This window comes from Rubrivivax sp. JA1026, from assembly GCF_011065555.1.
Lineage (GTDB): Bacteria > Pseudomonadota > Gammaproteobacteria > Burkholderiales > Burkholderiaceae_C > Rubrivivax > Rubrivivax benzoatilyticus.
Genome location: NZ_JAALCQ010000001.1, coordinates 648,517 through 666,133, shown reverse-complemented (window position 1 = coordinate 666,133; position 17,617 = coordinate 648,517). Strand labels below are relative to the sequence as shown.

At 73.3% G+C, this 17,617-nt stretch carries 20 protein-coding genes; 15 read left to right on the top strand and 5 right to left on the bottom strand.

The window, feature by feature from the left end:
• Positions 1-9 precede the first annotated feature (9 nt).
• Positions 10-174: a hypothetical protein gene (locus G5B56_RS03045; protein WP_009859075.1), complete on the top strand. Its 165-nt coding sequence runs from the start codon at positions 10-12 to the stop codon at positions 172-174.
• Between the two features lie 216 nt (positions 175-390).
• Here the strand turns inward: G5B56_RS03045 and G5B56_RS03040 are convergent, their stop codons facing one another.
• Positions 391-717 (bottom strand): hypothetical protein, encoded by a 327-nt coding sequence (locus G5B56_RS03040; RefSeq protein WP_164962285.1) that lies wholly within the window; start codon positions 715-717, stop codon positions 391-393.
• Positions 714-899 carry a DUF1328 family protein gene (locus tag G5B56_RS03035; RefSeq protein ID WP_009859077.1) on the bottom strand — a complete coding sequence of 62 codons (186 nt, stop codon included), beginning with the start codon at positions 897-899 and terminating at the stop codon, positions 714-716. The genes G5B56_RS03040 and G5B56_RS03035 overlap by 4 nt, the downstream gene beginning before the upstream one ends.
• Before the next feature lie 321 nt (positions 900-1,220).
• On the opposite strand from G5B56_RS03035, the gene G5B56_RS03030 reads away from it, so the two are divergent.
• From G5B56_RS03030 to G5B56_RS03015, 4 genes are read left to right on the top strand one after another with little or no spacing between them, the layout of a single operon-like run.
• Complete coding sequence (locus G5B56_RS03030; protein WP_009859078.1) at positions 1,221-1,385, top strand: DUF1328 domain-containing protein; 165 nt, start codon at positions 1,221-1,223, stop codon at positions 1,383-1,385.
• 11 nt (positions 1,386-1,396) lie between these two features.
• On the top strand, positions 1,397-1,780 hold the full coding sequence (locus G5B56_RS03025) for a hypothetical protein (RefSeq protein ID WP_009859079.1): 384 nt from the start codon (positions 1,397-1,399) through the stop codon (positions 1,778-1,780).
• An 8-nt stretch (positions 1,781-1,788) separates the two neighbouring features.
• Positions 1,789-1,956 (top strand): hypothetical protein, encoded by a 168-nt coding sequence (locus G5B56_RS03020; protein WP_164962284.1) that lies wholly within the window; start codon positions 1,789-1,791, stop codon positions 1,954-1,956.
• On the top strand, positions 1,953-2,393 hold the full coding sequence (locus G5B56_RS03015; RefSeq protein WP_009859081.1) for a BON domain-containing protein: 441 nt from the start codon (positions 1,953-1,955) through the stop codon (positions 2,391-2,393). The genes G5B56_RS03020 and G5B56_RS03015 overlap by 4 nt, the downstream gene beginning before the upstream one ends.
• A 49-nt stretch (positions 2,394-2,442) precedes the next feature.
• On the opposite strand, the gene G5B56_RS03010 is transcribed toward G5B56_RS03015, so the two are convergent.
• Both G5B56_RS03010 and G5B56_RS03005 read right to left on the bottom strand, forming a co-directional pair.
• Positions 2,443-3,807 carry a CHASE3 domain-containing protein gene (locus tag G5B56_RS03010; protein ID WP_164962283.1) on the bottom strand — a complete coding sequence of 455 codons (1,365 nt, stop codon included), beginning with the start codon at positions 3,805-3,807 and terminating at the stop codon, positions 2,443-2,445.
• Positions 3,808-3,894: 87 nt separating this feature from the next.
• A complete protein-coding gene (locus tag G5B56_RS03005) occupies positions 3,895-4,302 on the bottom strand; it encodes a response regulator transcription factor (RefSeq protein WP_009859083.1) in 408 nt (135 codons plus the stop codon).
• 286 nt (positions 4,303-4,588) lie between these two features.
• On the opposite strand from G5B56_RS03005, the gene G5B56_RS03000 reads away from it, so the two are divergent.
• The 10 genes from G5B56_RS03000 (at position 4,589) to G5B56_RS02955 (ending at position 15,483) form a co-directional block, all read left to right on the top strand.
• Positions 4,589-4,810 carry a hypothetical protein gene (locus G5B56_RS03000; protein WP_009859084.1) on the top strand — a complete coding sequence of 74 codons (222 nt, stop codon included), beginning with the start codon at positions 4,589-4,591 and terminating at the stop codon, positions 4,808-4,810.
• 94 nt (positions 4,811-4,904) lie between these two features.
• Positions 4,905-5,486: a 2-oxoacid:acceptor oxidoreductase family protein gene (locus G5B56_RS02995; protein ID WP_164962282.1), complete on the top strand. Its 582-nt coding sequence runs from the start codon at positions 4,905-4,907 to the stop codon at positions 5,484-5,486.
• Positions 5,480-6,733: a transketolase C-terminal domain-containing protein gene (locus tag G5B56_RS02990; RefSeq protein ID WP_164962281.1), complete on the top strand. Its 1,254-nt coding sequence runs from the start codon at positions 5,480-5,482 to the stop codon at positions 6,731-6,733. The genes G5B56_RS02995 and G5B56_RS02990 overlap by 7 nt, the downstream gene beginning before the upstream one ends.
• A 2-nt stretch (positions 6,734-6,735) precedes the next feature.
• A complete protein-coding gene (locus tag G5B56_RS02985; protein ID WP_009859087.1) occupies positions 6,736-7,722 on the top strand; it encodes a thiamine pyrophosphate-dependent enzyme in 987 nt (328 codons plus the stop codon).
• Between the two features lie 2 nt (positions 7,723-7,724).
• A complete protein-coding gene (locus G5B56_RS02980) occupies positions 7,725-9,350 on the top strand; it encodes an NAD(P)-binding protein (protein ID WP_164962280.1) in 1,626 nt (541 codons plus the stop codon).
• A 152-nt stretch (positions 9,351-9,502) separates the two neighbouring features.
• Entirely contained in the window at positions 9,503-10,792 is a 1,290-nt protein-coding gene (locus tag G5B56_RS02975) for a toll/interleukin-1 receptor domain-containing protein (RefSeq protein WP_164962279.1), read from the top strand.
• Between the two features lie 11 nt (positions 10,793-10,803).
• Positions 10,804-13,158 carry a PAS domain-containing protein gene (locus tag G5B56_RS02970; protein WP_230247796.1) on the top strand — a complete coding sequence of 785 codons (2,355 nt, stop codon included), beginning with the start codon at positions 10,804-10,806 and terminating at the stop codon, positions 13,156-13,158.
• A gap of 1 nt (position 13,159) precedes the next feature.
• The gene (locus G5B56_RS02965) at positions 13,160-14,794 is read left to right on the top strand and encodes a CHAT domain-containing protein (RefSeq protein WP_164962278.1); all 1,635 of its coding nucleotides are present in this window, start codon (positions 13,160-13,162) and stop codon (positions 14,792-14,794) included.
• 296 nt (positions 14,795-15,090) lie between these two features.
• Positions 15,091-15,246, top strand: a complete 156-nt coding sequence (gene pufB / locus G5B56_RS02960) for a light-harvesting antenna LH1, beta subunit (RefSeq protein ID WP_009859092.1) — start codon at positions 15,091-15,093, stop codon at positions 15,244-15,246.
• Positions 15,247-15,267: 21 nt separating this feature from the next.
• Positions 15,268-15,483: a light-harvesting protein gene (locus G5B56_RS02955; protein WP_009859093.1), complete on the top strand. Its 216-nt coding sequence runs from the start codon at positions 15,268-15,270 to the stop codon at positions 15,481-15,483.
• A gap of 583 nt (positions 15,484-16,066) precedes the next feature.
• Here G5B56_RS02955 and G5B56_RS02950 read toward each other — a convergent pair.
• The gene (locus G5B56_RS02950) at positions 16,067-17,479 is read right to left on the bottom strand and encodes a PucC family protein (RefSeq protein ID WP_029718315.1); all 1,413 of its coding nucleotides are present in this window, start codon (positions 17,477-17,479) and stop codon (positions 16,067-16,069) included.
• Between the last annotated feature and the right edge of the window lie 138 nt (positions 17,480-17,617).

Sequence of the window (17,617 nt, the reverse complement as noted above, 5' to 3'; positions counted from 1 at the left end):
GAGCCGCAGATGAACGAGGGCCAGCACGACGACCCCCGCCCCGCCGACGAGCCCTGGGACCCTGAAGACGCCGCCTGGGCGCTGGGCTGCGAAGCCGCCCTGCCCTTCCTGACCGACGCCGGCGCGCCGCAGGACGACGGCCGCGGCGCGCAACGGCTGCCGCACCGGGACTGAAACCCCGCACCCGGCGCGACGAAGCGGCGGCAGACGGCTCCCATCACGCTTGCAGTCGCAGCCGGCAGCGTTCAGCGGGGCCACCTGCGGCCTGGCGGCCGGCCCCGGGGCACGTGCCGGCAAGCGGAACACAACGCGCGTCATGCGCCGGGCGACCCGGTCGCCCGACTGCCCCCGCCCGGCCTCCGGTGCGGGGGCCTTTTTTCGCGGGGCCGCTCAGAAGCGCTTGCGCCAGGCGATCGCCAGGCCGTCGCGGCGCGGCCGCAGCGTCAACGATGCGTCACCCGACAGCTGCACCCGCAGCGCGCCACGCGGCAGCACGACCGGCCCCTCGCCGTCCTCGAACGCGAGCACCGGGCGCGCGGCCAGCGCGGCCTGCGGCGATGCGAATGCCGGCTCGGGCACGATCATCAGACGCGGCCCGGCAGCGGACGGATGGCGCGACGTGCGCAGGTCCGGCACCGCGCTGCGCGGCTCGGCGGCCAGCGTGGCGCCCGCCAGCGGCAGCAGCAGCACGATGGCCAGGCGGCCGGCGGCGTTCATCGCGACACCTTGCGTGCCCGGCGCCGGCGCAGCAGGTCAAGCGCGAAGCTGCCCAGCGCCAGCACCAGGAAGAGCACGAACAGCAGCTGCGCCACCTGCGCGGCGCCGACGGCCACACCGGTGAAGCCCAGCGCGCCCGCGACCAGCGCGATGACGAAGAAGACGACGGCCAGTTGCAGCATGAGCCACCTCGCGTCCGGCTGGGGCCAGGGTGTCCGGCCCCGGGTCGACAGCGTAGGCAGCGCCGGCGGCGGCCCGGGTGGGAAGCGGCCACACGCCGCTGTCGGTGGCCTACGAGCGGCCCTGTAGGAGGCGGCCGATCACGCGGCCGAGGGGCGGGGCCGGCGGGTCGAGCGCCGGCGGCGAGGTAGTCCGCCTCCTACCGGCGGCCGCTTCGCGCGCCGACACGGCCGCGGGGCCGAGGCCGCTGCCGCGCCGGCGGCGGCGCTCCAAAAATGGTTTCACCGCGGCAGCCTGCCGCATGACGCACAGAGGAGACCCCGATGCTTCACTACGCGCTCGCCTTCCTGGTCGTGGCCCTGATCGCCGCGGTCCTCGGCTTCGGCGGCATCGCGGCCGGCGCCGCCGGCATCGCCAAGATCCTGTTCTTCGTCTTCCTGGTGCTGGCGATCGGCGGTTTCGTCGCCAGCCTGATGCGCAAACCCTGAAGGAGACCCCGATGAACCGACACGAGCACTCCAACCGCACCGACGAACTCGCTTCGCGCGCGCAATCGGCCTGGGACGAAGGCCGCCGCTTCGCCAGCGAGGCGCACGAAGCCCTGGACGACGGGGCACGCGCGGCACGCCAGGAGGCCGCCGAGGCCTTCGGCCGCGCCCGCAGCCAGGTCGGCGACGCCGCCCGGCGCGGCTGGGACAGCGCCCGCGAACTCGGCGCCAGCGTGCGCCACCGCGTCGACCTGGCCGGCGAGCGCACGACGGCGAAGATCCAGGAGCAGCCGGTGAAGGCGGTGCTGGTGGCCGCGACCGCCGGCGCCCTCGTCGCGCTGCTGCTCGGCGCGCTGGCCTCCCAGCGCCGCGACGGCTCGCGCCACCTGCGCTGAGGCCGCCGATGCAAGACGACCGAGACGCCTGGCTGGACGACGTGCGCCGCTGGTACTACGGCGGCTCGCCGCCGGCCGGCGACCTCCTGCCCGCACCGGCCACGCGCGACGCCCCGGCGGCGCGCCGCAGCCCGCCCGCATCCGATAGCGCCCACCAACGAAAGGAAGCCCGATGAACACCCCCCGACGCCCGCTCGCCGCCACCGTGATCGCCGCCGCCGTCGCAGCCCTGGCCCTGACGGCCTGCGGCCGCCAGGACGAGCAGACCGCCGGCGAGAAGCTGGACTCGGCCACCGCCGCCGCCGGCAACGCCGCCGAACGCGCCGGCAACGCCATCGAGAACGCGGCCGAACGCACCGGCGAGGCGATCGGCAACGCCTCCGAGCGTGCCGGCGCGGCGATCGACGACGCGACGGTCACCGCGCGTGTCAACGCCGAGCTGGCCAAGGACCCCGACCTCAGCGCGCTGCGCATCGACGTCGACACCGAGTCCGGCCGCGTCGTGCTCAAGGGCAGCGCACCCGACGTGGCGGCACGCGAACGGGCGACGCAGATCGCCGCCCGGGTCGACGGCGTCAAGGGCGTCGACAACCGTCTGGAAGTGAAGAGCTGAGGCCGCAGGCGGCGGCCCGCCGCCGCCCCGATCTGGCGGACTCCGCGGATCAGGCGGTGGCGGTCTCGGCGGCCAGCGGCAGCCAGGCCTCGATCAGCGTGCCTTCGCCGGGCCGCGAGTGCACGCGCATCGCCCCGCCCTGCGACTCGACGCGATAGCGCATGCCCATCAGGCCGTGCGCCGTGCCGCTGACGGTCTCGGGGTCGAAGCCGCGGCCGTCGTCGCGCACGGCGATGCGTGCGCGGTCGCCGTCGCGCGCCAGCGTCAGCGTCACGCGGCGCGCGGCGGCGTACTTCGCGATGTTGGTCAGCGACTCCTGGACGAGGCGGAAGGTGGTGATCTGCGCGCTGTCGGCCAGCGGCACGTCCTCCAGCTCGACCTGCACCGGCAGCTCCGAGCGCTGCGAGAACTCGCGCGCCTGGATCTCCAGCGCCGCGACCAGGCCCAGGTTGCTCAGCGACGAAGGCCGCAGGTCCTCGATGATGCGGCGCTTCAGGCCGATGCCGTCGTTGATCGTGTCGTTGAGGTGCTTGAGCCGCGCCTCGGCCTCGGGCGACATCGTGCCGAGGCTGCGCTTGAGGCGCGCGGCGTCGAGCTTGGCCGCCGTCAGCAGCGCGCCGAGTTCGTCGTGCAGCTCGCGCGCCAGGCGGCTGCGTTCGTCCTCGCGTGCGGTCTGCAGGTAGTTCGCGAGGTCGGTGAGGTCGCGGGTGCGGCGCGCGACCTCGGTCTCGAGATGGTCCTTCTCGGCCTGCAGCGCCAGCGCATGGCGGCGCTGGACCTCGTCGAAGCTGGCCGTCTGGCGCAGGAACAGCATCAGCGCCAGCAGGCTCAGCGCGGTCATCGCGTTGACGCCGATGCGCTGCAGGCGCAGCGTCTCGTAGACGTCGGCCCGGTCGGCGCGGATCAGCTGCGACTCGTGGTCGAGCAGCTGCTGCCCGAGCGTGCGGATGCGCTCCATCTTGTCCAGGCCGATGTTGGACATCAGCAGCTCGTGCCAGGCCTCGTGGCGGCCTTCGTCGTACAGCCGCACCGCGGTGGCCAGGTCCGACAGGCGCTGGTCGACGGTGGTGACGATGCCCTGCATCAGCGCGGTGGCCTCCGGGTCGCCGGCGAAGTAGGTGCGCAGCCGCTCGACACTGGCCGGCACCGAGGCCGCGGCCTTCTCGTACGGGTCCAGGTACTCCTTGCGCCCGGTGAGCAGGTAGCCGCGCTCGCCGGTCTCGGCATCGACGAGCGCGCCGCGCAGCATCTGCAGCTCGACGCGGGCGCTGCCGCGTGTGCCCAGCTGGTCCAGCGAGGCCACCGAGTCGCGGTAGGCGAGTTCGTTGATGAAGAGGATGACCAGCGCCGCCACCGCCGCCAGCGGCAGCGCCAGCGCGCTGCGGCGCAAGCGCGAGACCAGACCGAAACGCATCGCCACATCCTCCCGCGCCGCCCTGGCGCCCGTTCGTGTTGTACGCGCCGCGGCGCCGTCCGGGTGGCGGACGGTGCCGGCGCCAGCTCAGTTCAGCGCGCCGGGCACCGTCGCGCCGCCGCCTTCGGACAGGCGCAGGCAGTAGCTGATCAGTTCGTCGAGCTCGTTGGACTTGTCGAACACGCGGTGCGCGCCGAGCGCCTGGCACTTCTCGCGCATGTCGGGCGTGGCGTAGTTGGTCAGCACGACGCGGCGGCCGCGAACGCCGGACTGCGCCGCCTGGCGCAGCACGCCCAGGCCCGAGCCCGACTTCAGGAAGATGTCGATGATCAGCAGGTCGCAGTCCTCGGGGCGGGTGCGCAGCCACTGCAGCGCGCTCGACTCGTCGGCGGCGGTGCCGACGACCTTCACCGGCGCGAGCTCCTCGAGCGTGGCGACGAGGCTCTCGAGGATGATGGGGCTGTCTTCGACGATGAAGGCGTTGACTTCGGGCATGGGGGGCCGGCAGCTCGCGGCTGCCGCAGGGTCGGGAACGGGGCTCCGGGGCACTCGGACTGCAGTGTGGCGGATGGCGGCCGAGGCGGCCATCACCACCCGCCGCCATCGGATGTCGGAAACGTCCTACGTCAGCGCGGCCACGGCGCAGGCGACGGCGGCAAGGCGGCGGGTTCGGCTCACGGCGGGCTCCGGGGCTTCCGCTCGTCCTACACGCCGCCGCGCCGGACTCCGATACGGCGGCCGCGGCCGCGGCGCGACAGTGCAGGCGCCCATTGGAGCCGCCATGAACCTGCACCTGATCCGTCTGCACGCGACGACGCCGTGGCTGCTGTTTGGCGCGGCCCTCGTGCCGGCCCTGCTCGCCGCCTGCGTGCACCTGCTGATCTCGGCCGTCGAGCGCGAAGCGGCGCCGCGGTCGGGCGCCGACCGGCAGGGACCACCCGCCGCGCAGGCGCCTGCGGCGTCGATCCCGGACTCGCACCTCGCCTTCATCGTCGTGCCCTGATCCGGGGCGCCGCCCCGGGCCGCTTGACGTCGCTCAAAGTCAAGCCCCGAGACCGGCGAAGAATGGCCCGCGGATCCATCCGCGGAGGAGCGACATGCTGCAGATCCGACTGCACGGGCGCGGCGGCCAGGGCACGGTGACGGCAGCGGAGATGCTGTCGCTCGCGGCCTTCGAGCAGGGCCGCCATGCCCAGGCCTTCCCCAGCTTCGGCTCCGAACGCACCGGTGCGCCGGTCGTCGCGTTCTGCCGCATCGGCGAGCGCGAGATCCGCTCGCGCGAGCCGGTGATGGCGCCCGACGTGCTCGTCGTGCAGGACCCGACGCTGCTGCACCAGGTCGACGTCTTCCAGGGGCTCAAGCCCGACGGCTGGGTGCTGATCAACTCCGGCCGCGACCTCGCCGCGCTGGGCCTGGCCGAACTGGCCGCACGGCTGCCGCCGGGCCACGCGGCCACGGTGCCGGCCAGCGACATCGCGCTGGCGCGCCTGGGCCGGCCGCTGCCCAACGCAGCGCTGCTGGGCGGGCTGGCGGCGCTGGCCGGCATCGTCTCGCTGGAGGCGGTGGCGCAGGCCATTCGCCACACCTTCGCCGGCCGCGTCGCCGACGCCAACATCCTGGCCGGCGCCGAGGCCCATGCCTGGGTGCTGGAGCACGCCGAAGGAGCGGTGCCATGCTGAAGCAGATCGAAGGCTCGCGCGCCGTCGCGCAGGCGGTGGCGCTGGCCCGCCCCGAGGTCATCTGCGCCTACCCGATCTCGCCGCAGACGCACATCGTCGAGGGGCTGGGCGAGCTGGTGAAGTCCGGGGCGCTGGCACCGTGCGAGTTCGTCAACGTCGAGAGCGAGTTCGCGGCGATGAGCGTGGCCATCGGCGCCAGTGCCGCTGGCGCGCGCAGCTACACCGCCACCGCCAGCCAGGGCCTGCTGTTCATGGCCGAGGCGGTCTACAACGCCTCGGGCCTGGGGCTGCCGATCGTGATGACGGTGGCCAACCGCGCGATCGGCGCGCCGATCAACATCTGGAACGACCACAGCGACTCGATGAGCCAGCGCGACTGCGGCTGGATCCAGCTCTTCGCCGAGACCAACCAGGAGGCTGCCGACCTGCACCTGCAGGCCTTCAAGCTCGGCGAGGAGCTGTCGATGCCGGTGATGGTCTGCATGGACGGCTTCATCCTGACCCACGCCGTCGAGCGTGTGGACCTGCCGGAGCAGGCCGAGGTCGACGCCTTCCTGCCGCCCTACGAGCCGCGCCAGCTGCTCGACCCGGCCGAGCCGGTGTCGATCGGCGCGATGGTGGGCCCGGAGGCCTTCATGGAGGTGCGCTACATCGCCCACGCCAAGCAGACGATGGCCCTCGACCGCATCCCGCAGATCGCCGCCGAGTTCCAGGCACGTTTCGGCCGCGACTCCGGCGGCCTGGTGCGCGGCTACCGGCTGGACGGCGCGAAGACCGTCGTCGTCGCGCTCGGCTCGGTGCTGGGCACGCTGAAGGACGCGGTCGACGTGCTGCGCGACGACGGCGTGGCGGTCGGCGTGCTCGGCATCACGTCGTTCAGACCCTTCCCGCTGGCCGCGGTGCGTGCCGCGCTCGAAGGCGCCGAACGTGTCGTCGTGCTGGAGAAGAGCTTCTCGGTCGGGCTGGGCGGCGTCGTCTCGACCGACGTGCGGCTGGCGCTGTCGGGCCTCGCGCTGCACGGCCACACGGTCGTCGCCGGGCTCGGCGGGCGGCCGATCACGCAGGCTTCGCTGGAGCGCACGCTGCGCGACGCGGTCGCCGGCAAGCTGGGGCCCCTGACCTTCATGGACCTGGACTGGCGCATCGTCGAGCGCCAGCTGGCACGCGAGGCCGCGGTGCGCCGCAGCGGCCCGATCGCCGAGAACCTGCTGCGCGACCTGGGCGCCGCCGCGCCGCGTGGGAGCTGAGCATGGACGAGCCCGTCAAGTTCTACCAGACCGGCACCTTCACCGTCGGCAACCGCCTGCTGCCGAAGGAGCAGCGCACCGTGCAGGCCTCGCGCCAGCGCGGCAACGCGCTGAACTCGGGCCACCGCGCCTGCCAGGGCTGCGGCGAGGCGCTGGGCGCACGCTACGTCGTCGACGCCGCGCTGCGCGCCGCCGAGGGGCGGCTGATCGCCGCCAACGCCACCGGCTGCCTGGAAGTCTTCTCCACGCCCTACCCCGAGACCTCGTGGCAGCTGCCGTGGATCCACTCGCTGTTCGGCAACGCCGCCGCGGTGGGCACCGGCATCGCCGCGGCGCTGAAGGTCAAGGGCCGGCGCGACGTGCGTGTCATCGCCCAGGGCGGCGACGGCGGCACCACCGACATCGGCTTCGGCTGCCTGTCGGGCATGTTCGAGCGCAACGACGACGTGCTCTACGTCTGCTACGACAACCAGGGCTACATGAACACCGGCGTGCAGCGCAGTTCGGCGACGCCGCCGGGCGCCCGCACCGCGACGACGATGGCCGTCGGCCCCGAGCCCGGCGCGCCCTTCGGCCAGGGCAAGAACCTGCCGCTGATCGCGATGGCCCATGCCATTCCCTACGTCGCCACCGCGACGGTGGCCGACCTGCACGACCTGGAGGCCAAGGTCGAGCGCGCGATGGCGCTGCACGGCGCGCGCTACCTGCACGTGCTGGTGCCCTGCCCGCTGGGCTGGGGCGCGGCCAGCCACGACACCGTGCGCCTGGCGCGGCTGGCCAAGGAGAGCGGCATCTTCCCGGTGTTCGAGGCCGAACATGGCGAGCTGACGGCGGTCTCGAAGATCCGCCGCCGCGTGCCGGCGGCCGAGTACCTGCGGCTGCAGAAACGTTTCGCCCACCTGTTCGGCGAGCCCGGCCACCCCGAGATGCTGGCCGCCATCCAGGCCGGCGCCGACCGCAACGTGCGCCGTTTCGCGCTGGAGGACTGAGCATGGACAAGCCCTTCGCGATCACGCTGGACCCGGGCTCCTCGCTGGCCAACAAGACCGGCAGCTGGCGCACCGAACGCCCGGTCTACACCGACCGCCTGCCGCCCTGCAACGCCACCTGCCCGGCCGGCGAGGACATCCAGGGCTGGCTGTTCCGCGCCGAGAGCGGCGACTACGAAGCCGCCTGGCGCCATCTGGTGCGCGACAACCCGCTGCCGGCGGTGATGGGCCGCGTCTGCTATCACGGCTGCGAGGGCGCTTGCAACCGCGCCAAGCTCGACGAGGCGGTGGGCATCAACTCGGTCGAACGTTTCCTCGGCGACGAGGCCATCCGCCGCGGCTGGGCCTTCGAGCCGCCGGCAGCCGAGAGCGGCAAGCGTGTGCTCGTCGTCGGCTCCGGGCCTTCGGGGCTGTCGGCCGCTTACCACCTGCGCCGGCTGGGGCACGCGGTGACGATCGCCGAAGCCGGCGCGGCGGCCGGCGGCATGATGCGCTACGGCATCCCCAAGTACCGTCTGCCGCGCGAGGTGCTGGACGCCGAGGTCGCGCGCATCGTCGCGCTCGGTGTCGAGCTGAAGCTGGGCACCCGCGTCGACCGCATCGCCGAGGCGATGCAGGCCGGCGGCTACGACGCCGCCTTCCTCGCCGTCGGCGCGCACATCGCCAAACGCGCCTTCATCCCGGCCGGCGACTCGGCACGCATCCTCGACGCGGTGGCCGTGCTGCGTTCGATGGAAGACGGCGAACCGCCCTTCCTGGGCCGGCGTGTCGCCGTCTATGGCGGCGGCAACACCGCGCTGGACGTCGCGCGCACCGCCAAGCGCCTGGGCGCGACCGAGGCCGTCATCGTCTACCGCCGCACGCGCGAACGCATGCCGGCGCACGACCTCGAGGTCGAGGAGGCGCTGGAGGAAGGCGTGCAGGTCAAGTGGCTGTCGACTGTCGCCCACGCCGAAGCCGGCGCGCTGACGATCGAGAAGATGCGCCTGGACGAACACGGCAAGCCGCAGCCGACCGGCGAGTACGAGACGCTGGAGGCCGACTCGCTGGTGCTGGCGCTGGGCCAGGACGTCGACCTCGGCCTGCTGGCCGGCGTGCCCGGGCTGGAGTTGCGCGACGGCGTCGTGCAGGTCGACCCGGCGACGATGATGACCGGCCACCCGGGCCTGTTCGCCGGCGGCGACATGGTGCCGGCCGAACGCAACGTGACGGTCGCCGTCGGCCACGGCAAACGCGCCGCGCGCCACATCGACGCCTGGCTGCGCGGCACGGTGCTGGAGCCGGCGGCCAAACACGGCCCGGCGCTGTTCGAGCGCCTGAACCCCTGGTACTACAGCGACGCGCCGAAGACCGAACGCGAGCAGCTCGAACTCGCCCGCCGCACCGACGGCTTCGACGAGGTGCAGCATGGCCTGACCGAGGAGAACGCGCTGTTCGAGGCGCGGCGCTGCCTGAGCTGCGGCAACTGCCTGCAGTGCGACAACTGCTACGGCGTCTGCCCCGACAACGCGGTGAAGAAGCTCGCTCCCGGGCGCTACGCGGTCGACTACGACTATTGCAAGGGCTGCGGCCTGTGCGCCGTCGAGTGCCCTTGCGGCGCGATCGACATGGTGGCCGAGAGCACCTGAGGCAGCCCCTGAAGCCGGGCCAGGCGGCGTCGGCCGCGCCTGCGGCAACGGCGGCGCGCTGACGCACTCCGTTACCTTTGTTCCCTACGCTCGCGGATGTCGCGTCAAGCGGCACGGCGGTTCAATGCCTTCATCACTCCGATGGAGAGTTCATGGACCCGGCCGAAACCACCGCGATCGTCGCGGCACTGCGCCGCCTGCAGGACGACCTCGGGCAGCCGCTGGCCCGCCGCGCCGCGCTGATGCGCCTGGCCGACGCGCTGGAGTTCCTCGCGGCGACGCTGGCGCTGCCGGCACAAGGCGGGCCCGGCGCCCATCCGGCCCAGGCGGCGCAGCGCGAGTGCAGCCGCGCCTGGCAGGCGCTGCAGGACACGCTGCCGCCGCCGCTGCAGGAGCGCGTGGCGGCGTGGCTGGCCGCCGCCGCCCGGGCCGCGGCGGTGCTGGCCGGACACGGCCGCGGGGCCGAGCCGGCGAGACGTTCGCCCCCGCCGTCGGCAGCGCCGCCGATGCCCTCGCCGCCGCCGCAGTTCGCCTACCTCGCCACCGCGCCGGTCTTCGAGCTGCCCGAGGCGGCGGCCGACCGTGCGCCGCCCGAGCCGGCGGCTCCCGAGACCGCGGTGCCGATGGACGACGCCCGCTTCGGCGCCAGCGCACCGGCCGTCGTGCCGCCCGGCCGCGAGTTCATCGCCGAGTTCGTCGCCTACCCCGCCGGGGCGCAGGAGCAGGCGCGTGCGCTGCTGTCGCGGCCGCACGCGACGCTGGAGGTCGGCGCGGCCACGCCGCTGCAGCGCGGCACGCGCCTGGACGTCGAAGTGCGCGGCAGCGGCTTCATGCCGGCCGACGGCGAGAGCGCACGCCAGTCCTTCGTCTGGCAGGGCACGCCGGTCAAGCTGGCCTGGGCGCTGCAGGCCGCGGACGGCGCGCACGGCGAGTCGCTGCTGCGCCTGGACGTCGCGATCGACGGCATCGTCGTCGCCCGCGTGCGGCTGCCGATCGAGGTGGCCGCCGCCGCGCCGGCAGCGCCGCCGCCGGTGCAGGCCGAGGAGGCGGCGATCGCCCGGCGGGCCTTCGCGTCCTACGCCTCGGCCGACCGGCTGCGGGTGCTTGACCGCGTCGCGTCGATCCGGCTGGCCGCCGGCATCCGCGTCTTCCTCGACTGCCACGACCTGCACCCGGGCAAGGCCTGGCAGCCGCAGCTCGAGCGCGAGATCGACGCCAGCGAGCTGTTCCTGCTGTTCTGGTCGGCGGCGGCGGCCAAGTCGGGCTGGGTGCGCTGGGAGTACGAGCGCGCGATCGAGCGCCTGGGCGAGCAGTGCCTGCAGATCCACCCGCTGGACAACGGCGTGGCGCCGCCGCGCGCCCTGGCCCACCTGCACCTGGGTGACCCGATGATGGACCTGCGCCAGGCCGAGGCGCAGCGCCGCGGCAGCAGCCCGAGCTGAAGGGGAAGGCGATGGACGATGGAGCCGGGGACACGATGCTGGGCCTGCGCGTGCGCGCCGACGCGCTCGACGACCTGCCGTTCGGCGTGCTGCGCCTGGGGCTGGACGGCCGCATCCGCTACGTCAACCGCGCCGCCGCCCGCCTCGCGGGCCCGGAACTGCAGCCCGGCGCGGCGCTGCGCGGGCTGCCTTTCGACGCCGAGAGCGCACGGCGGCTGGACAGCGAGATCGAGCGCCGCCACCGCGCCCAGCGCGCCGGCAGCTACGCGCTGACGCTCGAACGCCCGGATCTCGGCCCCGGGGTGCGGGTGCACCTGGGCGTCGTCGGCGTGCCCGAGTACGACGCGGCCGGTGCGCTGGCCGGCTCGCTGGGCTTCATCGAGGACCGCACGCTGGAGCGCGCCACGCTGGCGATCCACGAGGCGATCGGCATCGCCGACGACTGCGAGCGCCTGCTCGACGCGCTGGCCGCGCGCCTGGGCGAGGTGATGCACTTCGACGCGATGCTGGTCAGCATGATCAGCGAGGACCGCGCCGCGGTGCGCCTGCTGCACGCCCATCCCGGCGTCGCGGTGTCGCCGTCCTGGGGCTGGTGGCCGATGCCGGCGATGGTGAGCGCCGACCTGGACCGGCTGCTGCTGCCGCGCGCCGACGCCGTCGCCGAGCTCTTCGCCGAGGAGCCTTACGCCGCGCTCGCCCGCGACGACGACGCGACCCGGGAGTTCCTCGCACAGGGCTGGCGCCACCTGCTGCGCCGGCCGGTGTTCCGCGACGGTGCGCTGGCGGCGATCCTGACGCTGCTGCGGCGTGACGACCGGCGTTTCGACGAACGCGAGACCACGCAGCTCGGCCGGCTGCCGGTCGGCGAGGCTGTCAACATGGCGCTGGCGCTGGACCGCCAGCGCGCGCTGGAGTTCGAGCTGGAGCTCATCGGCAGCATGGGCCAGGCCGCGGGCAACCTGTCGGACGTGGCCCGCGTGCTCGTCGACGGCCTGCGCCACACGCGCGGCTGGGACCACGTCTCGCTGTTCCGGGTCGACCACGACGAGGGCCGCGTGTCGCTGGTGCACCAGTCGGCGCTGCCGGGCGCCGAACTGCCCGCCGACTACCGCCAGGACCTCGGCGAAGGCGTGCTCGGCGAGGTCGCGCTGTGGGCGCGCGCGGTGCGGCTGGACGACGTGCGCACGCGCCAGCGCTACACCGGCAGCGTGGCCGGCACGCGCTCGGAGATGTGCCTGCCGGTGCCCGGGCAGCCGGTGCGCTGGATCCTGAACCTGGAGTCGTCCAAGACCCACGCCTTCGCCGCGGCCGAGCAGCACTCGATCGAACGCACGCTGAAGGTCGCGGGGCTGATCCTCGACCGCTCCTGGGCGCTGGAGTTCAACACCGCGGTGCTCGACACGGTGGCCGACGCGGTGATCCAGACCACCGCGCGCGGCGAGATCCAGGCCGTCAACCCGGCCTGCGAGGCGCTGCTGGGCTTCGAGCCGGGCTCGCTGCCGGGCCGCCGGCTCGCCGACCTGATCGGCGCCCCGGGCGCCGACCCCGACCCGCCCGGCTACGCCGAGCGCCTGGTGGCGATGCCTCGCCTGCTGTCCAGCGAGGTGGAGCTGCTCGCCGCCGACGGCAGCCACCTGCCGGTGCTGCTGTCGGGCGCGTCGCTCCCGCCGCAGATCGGCGGCAAGGTCTACGTCGCCAGCGACCTGCGCTTCAGGCGCGAAGCCCAGCGCATGGACGCGCTGCGCCACGTCTACGCCCAGGTGGCCAACGAGATCCGCGTGCCGCTGTCGCTGGCCGCCACCTACCTGCGCACCCACGCCGGCGAAGGCGGCCACGGCGCCGACGTGCTCGACAAGTCGCTGCGCCAGCTGGTGCGTGCCGACCTGTCGCTCGAGCGTGTCGCGCGGCTGGCCTCGACGCCCGAGGACGGCGAGCTGCCGCTGCGCATCGTCAGCCTGGACCAGCTCGCCGCGCAGCTGCACGACGACCTGCCGCGTGGCCAGCAGAAGACGGTGGACGTGCTGCCCGATCCGCTGGCGCCGCCGGTGCTGGCGGCGCCGCCCGAGCTGGCGTTCTGCGCCTCGAGCCTGCTCGCCTTCCTGCTGCGCATGCGCGCCCAGGACGACCGCATCCGCATCCGCGTCGACGCCAGCCATGCCCAGCCGCGGCTGTGCTTCGAGCTCGCCGACGAACGCGGCGACCCGAGCCCGACGCGGCTGGCGCCGCGCAGCGACGACGAACGCGAGTTCGCGCTCGCCGAAGGCGTGGTGCGCACGCTGATGCGGCGCATGCGCGGCCAGCTCGTGCTGCAGCAGCACGCCGGGCTGTCGCTGGCGCTGCGGCTGAGCGCCGCCGAAGGAGCCTGAGGTGCTGTGGCAGCTGATCGTCCACCACGACGAGGACATGCGCGAGATGCTGGAGGACGGCGTGCGTGCCGCCTTCGCCTCGCTGCGCCTGCCCGCGCGCCCGATCGACAAGGGCAACATCGAACGCGCCGGCCGGGCGCTGGAGGACCACGGGCTGGACACCTGCAGCCTGGTCGTCATCGGCTCGAGCACGCCCGCGGATGCGGCCTCGAGCATCGGCCTGACCGGGCGCGATCCGACGATGCAGTTCGTCCGCCAGATCAAGGGCTTCTGGCAGCAGCTGCCGGTGGTCGTGATCTCCAATGCGCCGGACGAACGCCTGGCCGGCTTCCTCGAGGCCTACGACCGCACGGCGCTGCTGGCCGCCGACGCCCGCCTGGCCGAGACCCTGCGCGAGGCGGTGCGCACGCTGGTCGGCGGCCAGCCGCGGCTGAGCTCGGCCTGCGTGCGGCTGCACATCCACCTGCGCGACCGGCGCAGCGCGAGCTGGGAGATGCTGCGCACCGGCGGCGCCAAGCTGCGCACCTTCCGCGCCAGCGGCACACTGGCCATCGACAGCCGCAAGCTCGAGGACATCCTCGACGAGTCGGCGCGGCTGGACGCCGAGGTCTCGCAGAACAGCTTCCGCCCGCGTTCGTTCGCGCGGCTGTCGCGCGACCTGTCGGATCTGCTGTTCAGCGGCGCGGCCGACAACGCCGACTGCTGGAGCAAGTTCAGCCGCCAGCGCGAGGAAGCCGGCGGCATGGGCCACATGCGCGTGCGCGTCACCGTCGACGACGAGATGCACACGCTGATGCTGGAGGCGCTGCGCGACCCGAGCGCCGCCAGCCTGGCCGACTGCTGGATCCTCAACGCGCCGATGTACCGCCACGCGATGCCGCGCGGCAACGAGCCGCTGTTCCGCGACGCCGAGAGCCGCAACGGGCCGGTCAACGCGCTCGTCGTCCAGGCCGACGCGGCGCCGGGCAACATCCCGCTGGGCGACGACCGCGTGCTGGAACTCGACGAGCTGCCGCACGCCGCGACCGAGGCCGCCGAACTCGAGGCGCTGTTGCGCCGGCATGCCGGCGGCAGCGTGCGCCGGCTCGACCTCGGCGACGCCGACCCGGCGCCACCGGCCGAGCGGCTGCTGCGTGCGCTGGTCGACGAAGCGCCGCCGCAGGGCTGGCATCTGGTGCACTTCTGCGGCCACGCGGTCAACGTCCGGCCGCTGGGCGCGAGCCTGGTGCTGCGCGCCGACCGCGGCGGCGCGCTGCCGGTGCACCGCCTGGCGACGGCGCTGGCCCACACGCAGTTCCTGTTCCTCAGCGCCTGCCACAGCACCAAGGACCCGACGGTGCTGCGGGCCCTCGAACAGCAGGTGCCGGCGGTGCTGGGCTACCAGTGGAAGGTGCGCGACGAACGCGCCTGCAACTTCGCGCGCCTGTTCTACGGCGCGCTGTTCGAGCGCGGTGCGCCCTCGTACCGCTACCTCGAGTACGCCTTCATGCGGGCCCGTCGCCGCGCCTACGAGGAAGCGGTGCACGACGCCGAGGCACGGCTGATGGCCGACGGCGCGGACCCCGGCGCCGGGATCGAGGACGCCTTGCGCGACCACTCCTGGATCTCGCCGGTGCTCGTGATGCAGATGGACTGACGCGGCCCGGCCGCGGCGGTTTCCGCGCCGTCACGCGCCGTGCCCGCGACGGGCTCGCTGGGCGCGTCCGACACCGCCGGAAAGCGCCAAAACGGCGCTTGTGACCCCGGCACTTTGTGATAGATCAGTTTCGCGACACATTCAGCGTTGCGGGGGTGTCACGGCATGTTGACGCCTCCACCCTGTCAGCGTAGCGTTACACATGTCGGTAGGGAGTGATCCCCGAGGGCTACAGAAGCCAACCCACGTGCGGGTAGAGCACGGAAACTGGTCCATGTCTCTGAAGGAGAAACGCAATGGCAGATGATGCAAACAAGGTTTGGCCGTCCGGCCTGACCACGGCGGAAGCCGAAGAGCTGCAAAAGGGTCTGGTTGATGGCACCCGTGTTTTCGGTGTCATCGCTGTTCTGGCTCACATCCTGGCGTATGCCTATACGCCGTGGCTCCACTAAGTCACTAGCAGGAACTAAAAAATGAACCAAGGCAAAATCTGGCGCGTCGTCAAGCCGACCGTTGGTATCCCCGTCTACCTGGGCGCCGTCGCCGTCACCGGCCTGATCCTGCACGGCGGCCTGATGGCCAACACCGACTGGTTCCCGGCCTACTGGAACGGTGGCAAGAAGGCTGCCGCGGCTGCTGCCGCCGCCGCCCCGGCCCCGGTCGCGGCCCCGCAGGCCCCGGCGCAGTAAAAAGCGTCTGTCAGCGTATGTCCGGCATGGGGCTGAGGTTCGCGGACCTCGGCCCCATGTAGTTTCAAGAGCGGCGCAGTGCCCCTGGCTTCTGTGAAAAGGCGCCGCCACATGAACCGGACACGTTTGGCGGGTTGAGCCCGGCAAACGAAGTTCTCCCCACCATCGCCCTCGGTAGCGCCGGCCTCGTGCCGGCGTTTCTGTTTCCGCGTCTGACCGCCGTCCGGCGCCGAAGCGCGCCCGCCGGTCGACGATCACGGCGCAGCCTGCGCCGTCGGCGCGCTCCCGGCCCCGCATCCGGACACGGCCCCGAGGTCAGCGGGCTGGCCGACGGGAGGCGAGTCCTCCAGGGCCTTGCCCCGGACCCCGGCCCTTCATCGCGCCCGGCGCGTGCCGCAGACCTGTCGCGCCACCAGGCGGGCCGCCGACACACGGCCACTCCCGACGATCGGCCACCGCCGCTGCCCCCGCCGGCGCCGACCAGGACTCCGCGCGCGGCGAACCGCGGGAACCAGCTGCCCCAAAACGAACGCCCCGCACGAGGCGGGGCGCCGGCAGTGGAAACGGGAGACTCAGGCCGCCATCAGGCCGGGGCGCGCCGCAACGTGCGGCCGATCAGCGGCACCATCGCCGCCAGCGTAGCGAACAGCAGGCCGAGCTCGATCACGTAGACGACGACATAGCCGGTGGCCGGCACCGAGATCCAGTGCGTCAACGGGTGGTCGTTCACCAGCGCCTGGACGACGTCGCGCAGGATGCCGCCGAGCGCCATGCCGAGGCCGGCCGCGGTGGCCTGCACCGCACCCCAGGCGCCCAGCGCCAGGCCGGCCTGGTTGGGCGGCGCCATGTTCATCGTCGCGGTCAGCGTGCCGTGGCCGAACAGGCCGCCGCCGAAACCGATCAGCGCGACGCCGGCGGCGAACACCAGCGGCGAGTTCAGCGGCGCCGCGATGATCACCAGCACGAAAGCCGGGATGCCGACCAGGGCGCCGTAGCAGGCCATGCGGAACGGGTCCATGCCGCGGCTCAGCACGCGCGAGGCGAGGCCGAAGCCGAACAGGCCGCCGAGCGCCAGCGTCGCCGTCAGCCGGGTCGTCTCGCCCACCGCCATGCCCAGGACCTCGCCGCCATACGGCTCGAGCAGCACGTCCTCCATCGTGAAGGCTGCCGTGCCCAGGCCGATGGTCAGCAGGCGGCGCACGACCTGATCGCCGCTGCCGACGAAGTGGCGCCAGGCCTCGAGGAAGGACGGGTCGTCGTCGCGCCGCTGCGCGCCGCGGCGCGGGAAACGCGACTCCTGCTTCCACAGCGCGATGACGTTGAGGATCATCGTCGTCAGCGCCGCGCCCTGGATCACCTGGATCAGCCGCCCGGGCGTGAAGTCGACGAGGATCCAGCCGAAGAAGAACGCGCTGACGATGGTGCCGACCAGCAGCATCACGTACATCAGGCCGACGACCTTGGGCCGCGCCTCGGGCTCGGCGAGGTCGGTGGCCAGCGCCAGGCCCACCGTCTGCACGGTGTGCATGCCGGCGCCGACGAGCAGGAAGGCGATCGCCGCGCCGAGCTGGCCGATCCACGGCGGCAGGTGCCCGGACTCGCCGCCACCGGAAAGCACCAGCAGCGCGAACGGCATCATCGCGAAGCCGCCGAACTGCAGCAGCGTGCCCTTCCAGATGTAGGGCACGCGGCGCCAGCCCAGCGCCGACTGGTGGTTGTCGGACTTGAATCCGATCAGCGCGCGGAACGGCGCGAACAGCAGCGGCAGCGCCACCATCACCGCGACGATCGTCGCCGGCACGCCGAGCTCGACGATCATCACCCGGTTCAGCGTGCCGACCAGCAGCGTCACCGCCATGCCGACGGTGATCTGGAACAGGGACAGCCGCAGCAGCCGGGACAGCGGGAGTTCAGGCGTCGCCGCGTCGGCGAAGGGCAGGTAACGGGTACCGAACCCCGTCCAGACCTGCATCAGTTTCCGGCCAATCGTGCTCATCGGGTGAAGCGCTCCGCCAGCACCAGCGCCGGCATGGACAACCGTCGGACGCTAACCCGGGCCGGCCGCGACAGGCATGCTTTTTGTCAAACCGAGACGGAAGGCCGACGCGGCCGGCCCGTCGGGCGTGCCGGGGCG

Excerpts from the sequence above, each read along its gene's own strand:
- G5B56_RS02980 (WP_164962280.1), top strand. The coding sequence starts at position 7,725 with ATGGACAAGCCCTTCGCGATCACGCTGGACCCGGGCTCCTCGCTGGCC.
- G5B56_RS02995 (WP_164962282.1), top strand. The coding sequence starts at position 4,905 with ATGCTGCAGATCCGACTGCACGGGCGCGGCGGCCAGGGCACGGTGACG.
- G5B56_RS03035 (WP_009859077.1), bottom strand. The coding sequence starts at position 899 with ATGCTGCAACTGGCCGTCGTCTTCTTCGTCATCGCGCTGGTCGCGGGC.
- G5B56_RS02990 (WP_164962281.1), top strand. The coding sequence starts at position 5,480 with ATGCTGAAGCAGATCGAAGGCTCGCGCGCCGTCGCGCAGGCGGTGGCG.
- G5B56_RS03000 (WP_009859084.1), top strand. The coding sequence starts at position 4,589 with ATGAACCTGCACCTGATCCGTCTGCACGCGACGACGCCGTGGCTGCTG.
- G5B56_RS02975 (WP_164962279.1), top strand. The coding sequence starts at position 9,503 with ATGGACCCGGCCGAAACCACCGCGATCGTCGCGGCACTGCGCCGCCTG.
- G5B56_RS02970 (WP_230247796.1), top strand. The coding sequence starts at position 10,804 with ATGGACGATGGAGCCGGGGACACGATGCTGGGCCTGCGCGTGCGCGCC.
- G5B56_RS03040 (WP_164962285.1), bottom strand. The coding sequence starts at position 717 with ATGAACGCCGCCGGCCGCCTGGCCATCGTGCTGCTGCTGCCGCTGGCG.
- pufB (WP_009859092.1), top strand. The coding sequence starts at position 15,091 with ATGGCAGATGATGCAAACAAGGTTTGGCCGTCCGGCCTGACCACGGCG.
- G5B56_RS03015 (WP_009859081.1), top strand. The coding sequence starts at position 1,953 with ATGAACACCCCCCGACGCCCGCTCGCCGCCACCGTGATCGCCGCCGCC.
- G5B56_RS02985 (WP_009859087.1), top strand. The coding sequence starts at position 6,736 with ATGGACGAGCCCGTCAAGTTCTACCAGACCGGCACCTTCACCGTCGGC.
- G5B56_RS02955 (WP_009859093.1), top strand. The coding sequence starts at position 15,268 with ATGAACCAAGGCAAAATCTGGCGCGTCGTCAAGCCGACCGTTGGTATC.
- G5B56_RS03030 (WP_009859078.1), top strand. The coding sequence starts at position 1,221 with ATGCTTCACTACGCGCTCGCCTTCCTGGTCGTGGCCCTGATCGCCGCG.
- G5B56_RS03020 (WP_164962284.1), top strand. The coding sequence starts at position 1,789 with ATGCAAGACGACCGAGACGCCTGGCTGGACGACGTGCGCCGCTGGTAC.
- G5B56_RS03045 (WP_009859075.1), top strand. The coding sequence starts at position 10 with ATGAACGAGGGCCAGCACGACGACCCCCGCCCCGCCGACGAGCCCTGG.
- G5B56_RS03025 (WP_009859079.1), top strand. The coding sequence starts at position 1,397 with ATGAACCGACACGAGCACTCCAACCGCACCGACGAACTCGCTTCGCGC.
- G5B56_RS03005 (WP_009859083.1), bottom strand. The coding sequence starts at position 4,302 with ATGCCCGAAGTCAACGCCTTCATCGTCGAAGACAGCCCCATCATCCTC.
- G5B56_RS03010 (WP_164962283.1), bottom strand. The coding sequence starts at position 3,807 with ATGCGTTTCGGTCTGGTCTCGCGCTTGCGCCGCAGCGCGCTGGCGCTG.
- G5B56_RS02950 (WP_029718315.1), bottom strand. The coding sequence starts at position 17,479 with ATGAGCACGATTGGCCGGAAACTGATGCAGGTCTGGACGGGGTTCGGT.